We start from the raw sequence: 6304 nt of genomic DNA on the forward strand, positions 1-6304 counted from the left end.
CGCCCGGCGAGCGCCGCAGGCATCCGCGCCCGGAGGACCGCAGCCGCTTGCGCGGCAGGGCGATTGAGTTCGCGGCGGTCGCCGCGATCGCCGTATCGCTGGCTGGCGGGGCCCTGTACATGGTTGAAGCAGCGTTTGCGCGGCCGCTCGCGTTCGTTTCCGCGGCGCTCGCGCCTTAGAAGCTCAGGTGGCGCTGGTCTCGAGCCAGGACGCAAGTTCCTCACTCCCGCCGATCCGCTCATCGTCGACGAACACCTGCGGCGTGGTTTCGACTCCGAGCTCGTCCTCGAAGGCATCGACCTCGTCGCGCGACGTCAGCAGCCGCTCCTCGAACGGAATGCCGCCTTCCTCGAGCAGTTGCTTTGCACGCAGCCCATAGGGGCATTCGTGTTCGGGGAGCTTCATTCGGTACAGGATGACGCGACGCTGGGACATGGGAACTCTTTCTCGTGAAGTGTCGCAATCCAATGCCTGTCGCCGTGCAAAGTTGCCTCTCTCGCGGCGAGCCGATGTCCGCGCTATGCGCAGCCGCCATGAACCCGCTCTACGAACGAATGGACACCAGCGTCTTCGAGCGCATGTCCGGCCTCGCCGCAAAATTCGAAGCAGTGAACCTCGGCCAGGGGTTTCCGGATTTCGGCTGGCCACCGGAAATCCTCGACGCGGCCGCCACAGCTGTAGTCGAGGGCTCGAACCAATACGCGCCGTCGCGCGGGACGATGGCGCTGCGCCAAGCGGTCGCGGCGCACTACAACCGGCATTTCGGCGAAGAGCTTGAGGCGGAGCAGGTCTGCGTCACCAGCGGCGCGACCGAGGCGCTGGGATCGGCGATCCTCGCGACCGTGCAGCCCGGTGACGAGGTCCTCATCCTCACCCCGGCCTATGACAGCTATGCGCCGACGATCCGACGCGCTGGCGGAACGCCGGTCGAAGTCGCTCTGCAGCCGCCCGAGTGGCGGATCGATGGCGATGCGCTTGCGCGTGCAATAACCCAGAAAACCCGGGCGATTCTGTTCAACAATCCGCACAATCCGGCCGGACGGCTGTTCGGTCCGGACGAGCTGGATGTAATCGCCGCGCTTGCCCGCGATCACGACCTCATCGTCATCAGCGACGAGGTGTGGGAGCATATCCTTCTCGACGGCCGCCGCTTCACGCCGCTCGCGACCCTCCCCGGCATGGCGGAGCGGACCATCAAGGTGGGTTCGGCGGGCAAGATCTTTTCGCTGACCGGGTGGAAAGTCGGCTGGATCGTCGCCGCGCCCGAGCTCGCGCCGCTCGTCGCTCGCGCGCACCAGTTCCTGACCTTCTCGACCGCGCCCAATCTCCAGGCCGCGGTCGCCTTTGGACTCAACGATGGCGATGCGTGGCTGCAGCCGATGCGGGATCGGTTCCAGCGCTCGCGCGACCTGATGGCCGAGGGATTGCGAGCCGCCGGGTTCACAACGCTCGACGTCGCCGCGACTTACTTCATGTGCGTTGACCTTGCCGCCTCGGGTATCGCGCTCGACGACGAGAGCTTTGCCGCAGCCGCCGTCGAGAAGGCCGGGGTTGCCGTGATACCGCTCTCCGCGTTCGCCGAGCGCGACCCGCCGCGGCACCTCGTCCGCGTCTGCTTCAGCAAGAAGGACGAGACGATCGAGGCTGGAGTCGCAGCGATGGCGCGGGCGCGGGAGATGTTAGCATGAGCCCCGTCGAAGAGGCGGCCGAACTGCTGCAACTCTTCGGCATCGCGTCCGCCGGCGATTTGGTGAGTCATTCTCCAATCGACGGTTCCGAGATCGGACGAGTCGCAAACGGCAATCCGCACAGCGCTGCTGAGTCCGCCGCCGAGGCCTTCCAGCGCTGGCGGACCGTCCCGGCGCCGCGCCGCGGCGAGCTCGTCCGCTCGCTGGGTGAGGAGCTTCGGCGGGCCAAGCCGCAACTGGCCCGGCTGGTAACGCTCGAGGCCGGCAAGATCATGGCCGAGAGCCTCGGCGAAGTGCAGGAGATGATCGACATTTGCGACTTCGCGGTCGGGCTATCTCGCCAGCTTCACGGACTCACCATCGCGAGCGAGCGTCCCGAGCACCGGATGATGGAGCAGTGGCATCCGCTCGGGCCGGTGCTGGTGATCAGCGCGTTCAACTTTCCGGTGGCGGTGTGGGCGTGGAACGCGGCGCTGGCGCTGGTCTGCGGCAATCCGGTGATCTGGAAGCCGAGCGAGAAAACGCCGCTGTGCGCCGAGCTGGTGATGGAGCTGGCGCGCCGCGCAATGGCGAAATTCGGCGATGCGCCCGACGGGCTGGTGCAGGTCGTGCAAGGCGACAGCTCTGTCGGCGAAAGCTTGGTGGACGATAAGCGCATCGCGCTTGTGTCGGCGACCGGGTCGACGGCGATGGGACGCACCGTCGGTCCGCGCGTCACGCAGCGCTTCGGCCGGGTGCTGCTCGAGCTTGGCGGCAACAATTCGGCCATCGTCTGTCCGTCGGCCGACCTGAAGCTGACCGAGCGGGCCATTCTCTTTTCGGCGGTGGGCACTGCCGGCCAGCGCTGTACGACGCTGAGGCGCCTGATCGTCCATGAGTCCATCGCCGACGAGCTGGTGGTGCGACTGAGGCGCTCGTTCGGCCAGGTGACGATCGGCGACCCGCGGCTACCGGACACCCTAGTCGGCCCGCTGATCGACGAAGCGGCGTTCAATGCGATGAAGGCCGTCCTCGGCGAGACGATCGAGCGCGTCGACGCCGTCCCCGGCGGTTTCTACGTTCGGCCGGCGATCGTCGAGGCGGCGGGGCAGGAGGGAAGCGTTCTCGAGGAAACCTTCGCGCCGATCCTCTACGTGCTCCGCTACCGCGAGCTGGACGAGGCGATCGCGCTCAACAACAATGTCCCGCAAGGCCTCTCGTCGTCGATCTTCACCAGCGAGCTGCGTGAGGCGGAGCGGTTCATGGCGGCGAGCGGCTCCGACTGCGGAATCGCCAACGTCAACATTGGCACCTCGGGCGCGGAGATCGGCGGCGCGTTCGGCGGCGAGAAGGAAACCGGCGGCGGGCGCGAGAGCGGCTCCGACGCTTGGCGCGCCTACATGCGGCGCCAGACCAACACGATCAATTACGGCTGCGACCTACCGCTCGCCCAGGGCATCCGCTTCGACGTCGCCCCATAGCGCCAGCGGCTCTTCGGTCATCATCTTCGGCCAGGCGCGACGGAACGCCTTTTTCCACACCCCAAGCACGCCAGGTTCCATCGGCGGCGAGATGAGATAGCCTTGAGCGAGGTCGCAGCCGAGCTCGGCCACCCAATGCAGTTGATCGAGCGTCTCGACGCCCTCCGCGGTCGCTGTGAGCCCGAGCCCGTGCGCAAGCTCCGTGACTGTCTGGACGATCAGCCGGCAGTCGCGCGAGCGCGGGACGTCGTCGACAAATGCCCGGTCGACCTTCACTTCGGTGAACGGCAGTTGCCTGAGCTGCATCAGCGAGGAATAGCCCGTCCCGAAATCGTCGATCGCAAGGCCGATCCCCTTGATCCGGAAGCGGGTCAGCGTGTCCATCAGCTTGACCAGAGGCTGCGTCGCGCCTTCGGTGAGCTCGAGCACCAGCCGGTCGGCCGGCACCTCGAGAGCGCGGCACATCCGCTCGACGAGATCTGGAAAATCGAGGTGCTGAAGGCTCAGCGCGGAGATGTTGAACGCGATCGTGGTGTCGATCCCGTCCTCGCACCAATCGAGCCATTGCCTGAGGATCGTCCGAAGACCCCATAGAGTGAGGTCGTCGATCAGCCCGTGCTCTTCGGCGATGGGGATGAAGCGCGAGGGCTCGATCGCGCCGAGCTCCGGATGATCCCACCGCATCAGCGCCTCGACGCCGGCAAGCGAGCCGTCGCGAAGCCTGACCTTGGGCTGGTAGAACATGTGCAGGTGCTGCGCCTTGAGTGCGCGTTCGAGCGCGGCGAGCAGCTCCTTGTCTTCGCGAGTCACCGTCAGAGCGTCGCTTTCAGGCGGCTCAGCATGTCCTGGAGCACCTCGAACCGGACCGGTTTTTCGACCGGGCCAGCCATCTTCAGCCCGAGGGCCTCGCCGAGGCGGAAGGCGGATTCGAGCACCCGCCGATCGAAGCCGCTGACGATCAGCACCGGCGCGGCGTAGTCCTGCTCGGCGAGGAAGCGGATCAGTTCGACGCCGTCCATCCCCGGCATTCCGAGGTCGAGCGCGACCATGTCCGGTTCTTCGGCAAGAAATGCCTCGCGAAACGCCTGGTCGTGGCCGGTGATGACAGGCTCGAAGCCGCTGTCCTCGGCCGCCGTGGCGAGGAATTCCGCCAGCGCCGGCTCGTCGTCGATCAGCAGCAGACGCGGCTGCGTCATTCAGCGTCTTTCCCTGGGCGGCAACCGAGCATCATTTCGACCTGATGAAACGCTCTTTTAACCACAGTGTCCATAAAGTCCCGGTTTGACGCGATTTGCGTGCGTGAAGAGGCCTCTGAAAAGCATGTTTGCATCGCTGATCCGCAGGAAATCGGCCGGGCTCTCCGACGGCGAAGCCGAGGCTGCATTCGAATCGACCACGGTTTCGCTCTCCACCGCCGTCCCACGTCCCGCTGAACGGCGCGAGGATGAGCGCGTATCCGCGATGCTGCGTGTCGGCAAGCTGGTCGACGCATCGGGCTACCAGCAGCTGATCCGGGTCAAGAACATGTCCGCCGGCGGCGTCATGGCGATCGTCACCCGCGTGCCGGCCGTGGGCGAGCACGCAGAGATCGAGGTCTCATCGCAGAAAATTCCGGCCACGGTGGTTTGGACGCGCGATGATCTCGTCGGGTTCAAATTCGACCAGAATGTCGACCTCGGCGAGCTGCTTGCCGGGCGCAAGCCGCGGCTCGGCTTCCGCGCTCGTCCGCCGCGCCTAGAGATCGCGTGCAAGGCCTCGGTCCGCGTCGGCAAGGTCTATTACACCGTCGACGTGCACGACATTTCGCTCGGCGGGATGAAGGTCGAGCCGATCGAGGAATATTGCGTCGGCAAGAAGGTCGTCGTCGTGATCGAGAGCCTCCGCCCGGTGAAGGGCGAAGTGCGCTGGTACTCCGACCGCCGCGCCGGCATCGTGTTCGACAAGCCGCTCGACTTCGACGAGCTTTCGGAATGGTGCGGCAAAAGGCTCGAGCTCGCCAGCCTCAAGGCGGCATACAGGAACAACTGATCCGCTCCTCCCCGCCGGCGTCGCCGACAAGGATGGGGATGCAAGCTCGCAATGGCGATTCGCCGCTCCTATCTCCTCGCAGAAGGAGATTGCTCATGGCGGAAGAGATCGCGGTGCTTGCAGGTGGGTGCTTCTGGTGCATCGAGCCGGTGTTCCGCGACCTGATTGGCGTGGAAACGGTCGAGAGCGGCTACACCGGCGGGACGCTCGGCAACCCGACCTACAAGCAGGTCTGCGGCGGCGACACCGGCCATGCGGAAGCGATTAGGGTCACCTTCGACCCCGACCAGCTCAGCTACGACGATTTGCTCGACATTTTTTTCGCGACCCACGACCCGACTCAGCTCAACCGCCAGGGGAATGACGTCGGAACTCAATACCGCTCGGCGATCTTTCCCCAGAACGACGAGCAGGAACGCAAGGCGCGCGGGGCGATCGATCGGGCCAACGCAGAAAATGGCGGTCGCGTCGTCACCACGGTCGAGCCCAAGGGCGAGTGGTGGCCCGCCGAGGATTATCATCAGGATTATTGGGCCGGCGAAGGGCAGCGCAATCCCTATTGCATCGCGCACATCCCGCCGAAGCTGCAGAAGTTGCGCAAGAGCTTCCAGGCGCGTGTCAAATCGGCAACAGCGAACGTTTGATTGCCGCAAGTCGGCGGATTTTCCCTTGGCGAGCGAATGACGCCGTGCAAATGCGTCCGCGAACAGGGGAAGGGGCGGCTTCGGCCGCCTCTTTTTTATGCCCCGCGCGCCGCCGCCCGGCGCAGGCGATCGTTGATCGCCGAGCCGAGCCGCTCGTCCGGGACGGGCGCCACGGCGATCCGCGGCATTTCCGAAGCATCGGCAACGTGAAGCAGGTCGAACAGGGTCGCAGCCGCCTCGACGAGGTCGCCCGAACGGCTGAGCGTCGCATCTCCCGCAATCGGGCCGAACCCGATCAGATATTCCGTTTCGTCCGCTGCAGTCACCTCGAGCCGCAGCGGCTTCGAGGGGGCGTAATGGCTGTCTTCTGTTGCGTTGGCGAAGGCGTCGATGCGTTCTTGGGGAACCGGGATCCATGAAGAAATTCCGACTTCGTCGCCAAGACGATTCTTGATTTCGGTCAGGCTGGCGAGCGGCATGGCGA

General features: G+C 65.5%; 8 protein-coding genes. 4 read left to right on the forward strand and 4 right to left on the reverse strand.

Annotated elements, in window-relative coordinates; translation table 11 throughout:
• Nucleotides 1-183: 183 nt before the first annotated feature.
• Nucleotides 184-435 carry a glutaredoxin domain-containing protein gene (locus tag GH737_RS12190; protein ID WP_230558793.1) on the reverse strand — a complete coding sequence of 84 codons (252 nt, stop codon included), beginning with the start codon at nt 433-435 and terminating at the stop codon, nt 184-186.
• 74 nt (nt 436-509) lie between these two features.
• Here GH737_RS12190 and GH737_RS12195 point away from each other — a divergent pair, with 74 nt between their 5' ends.
• Nucleotides 510-1688 (forward strand): aminotransferase, encoded by a 1179-nt coding sequence (locus GH737_RS12195; protein WP_230558794.1) that lies wholly within the window; start codon nt 510-512, stop codon nt 1686-1688.
• The gene (amaB, locus tag GH737_RS12200) at nt 1685-3148 is read left to right on the forward strand and encodes an L-piperidine-6-carboxylate dehydrogenase (RefSeq protein ID WP_155265082.1); all 1464 of its coding nucleotides are present in this window, start codon (nt 1685-1687) and stop codon (nt 3146-3148) included. Before GH737_RS12195 ends, amaB begins: the two co-directional genes overlap by 4 nt.
• Here amaB and GH737_RS12205 read toward each other — a convergent pair.
• Nucleotides 3107-3958, reverse strand: coding sequence for an EAL domain-containing protein (locus GH737_RS12205; RefSeq protein WP_155265083.1), 852 nt, complete (start codon nt 3956-3958; stop codon nt 3107-3109). The genes amaB and GH737_RS12205 overlap by 42 nt on opposite strands.
• A gap of 2 nt (nt 3959-3960) precedes the next feature.
• The gene (locus tag GH737_RS12210) at nt 3961-4344 is read right to left on the reverse strand and encodes a response regulator (RefSeq protein WP_155265084.1); all 384 of its coding nucleotides are present in this window, start codon (nt 4342-4344) and stop codon (nt 3961-3963) included.
• A gap of 103 nt (nt 4345-4447) precedes the next feature.
• Here GH737_RS12210 and GH737_RS12215 point away from each other — a divergent pair, with 103 nt between their 5' ends.
• Entirely contained in the window at nt 4448-5176 is a 729-nt protein-coding gene (locus tag GH737_RS12215; protein WP_196233147.1) for a PilZ domain-containing protein, read from the forward strand.
• A 95-nt stretch (nt 5177-5271) separates the two neighbouring features.
• Nucleotides 5272-5820: a peptide-methionine (S)-S-oxide reductase MsrA gene (msrA, locus tag GH737_RS12220; protein WP_155265086.1), complete on the forward strand. Its 549-nt coding sequence runs from the start codon at nt 5272-5274 to the stop codon at nt 5818-5820.
• Between the two features lie 95 nt (nt 5821-5915).
• Here the strand turns inward: msrA and GH737_RS12225 are convergent.
• A partial coding sequence (locus GH737_RS12225; protein ID WP_275401967.1) for a Sua5 family C-terminal domain-containing protein occupies nt 5916-6304 on the reverse strand: 389 nt, incomplete at its 5' end.

Source organism: Sphingomonas segetis, assembly GCF_009720245.1.
GTDB classification, from domain to species: domain Bacteria; phylum Pseudomonadota; class Alphaproteobacteria; order Sphingomonadales; family Sphingomonadaceae; genus Sphingomicrobium; species Sphingomicrobium segetis.

Excerpts from the sequence above, each read along its gene's own strand:
- GH737_RS12190 (WP_230558793.1), bottom strand. The coding sequence starts at position 435 with ATGTCCCAGCGTCGCGTCATCCTGTACCGAATGAAGCTCCCCGAACAC.
- GH737_RS12195 (WP_230558794.1), top strand. The coding sequence starts at position 510 with ATGTCCGCGCTATGCGCAGCCGCCATGAACCCGCTCTACGAACGAATG.
- amaB (WP_155265082.1), top strand. The coding sequence starts at position 1,685 with ATGAGCCCCGTCGAAGAGGCGGCCGAACTGCTGCAACTCTTCGGCATC.
- GH737_RS12210 (WP_155265084.1), bottom strand. The coding sequence starts at position 4,344 with ATGACGCAGCCGCGTCTGCTGCTGATCGACGACGAGCCGGCGCTGGCG.
- msrA (WP_155265086.1), top strand. The coding sequence starts at position 5,272 with ATGGCGGAAGAGATCGCGGTGCTTGCAGGTGGGTGCTTCTGGTGCATC.